A 774-nucleotide genomic window follows, 5' to 3' on the forward strand; every position below is an offset into this window, starting at 1 on the left:
CCGCTGAACTTAAGCATATCAATAAGCGGAGGAAAAGAAACCAACAGGGATTGCCCTAGTAACGGCGAGTGAAGCGGCAACAGCTCAAATTTGAAATCTGGCTTCGGCCCGAGTTGTAATTTGTAGAGGAAGCTTTTGGTGAGGCACCTTCTGAGTCCCCTGGAACGGGGCGCCATAGAGGGTGAGAGCCCCGTATAGTCGGATGCCGATCCAATGTAAAGCTCCTTCGACGAGTCGAGTAGTTTGGGAATGCTGCTCAAAATGGGAGGTAAATTTCTTCTAAAGCTAAATACCGGCCAGAGACCGATAGCGCACAAGTAGAGTGATCGAAAGATGAAAAGCACTTTGAAAAGAGGGTTAAATAGCACGTGAAATTGTTGAAAGGGAAGCGTTTGTGACCAGACTTGCGCCGTTCCGATCATCCGGTGTTCTCACCGGTGCACTCGGGACGGCTCAGGCCAGCATCGGTTTTGGCGGGGGGATAAAGGTCCGGGGAACGTAGCTCCTCCGGGAGTGTTATAGCCCCGGGCGTAATGCCCTCGCCGGGACCGAGGTTCGCGCATCTGCAAGGATGCTGGCGTAATGGTCATCAACGACCCGTCTTGAAACACGGACCAAGGAGTCAAGGTTTTGCGCGAGTGTTTGGGTGTAAAACCCGCACGCGTAATGAAAGTGAACGTAGGTGAGAGCTTCGGCGCATCATCGACCGATCCTGATGTATTCGGATGGATTTGAGTAAGAGCGTTAAGCCTTGGACCCGAAAGATGGTGAACT

At 52.1% G+C, this 774-nt stretch carries 1 rRNA gene; it reads left to right on the forward strand.

The window, feature by feature from the left end:
• A 23S ribosomal RNA gene (locus FLP08_RS16780) occupies positions 1 to 774 on the forward strand; the annotation flags it as partial.

The organism is Christiangramia aestuarii, from assembly GCF_009735585.1.
Taxonomy (GTDB): Bacteria; Bacteroidota; Bacteroidia; order Flavobacteriales; family Flavobacteriaceae; genus Christiangramia; species Christiangramia aestuarii.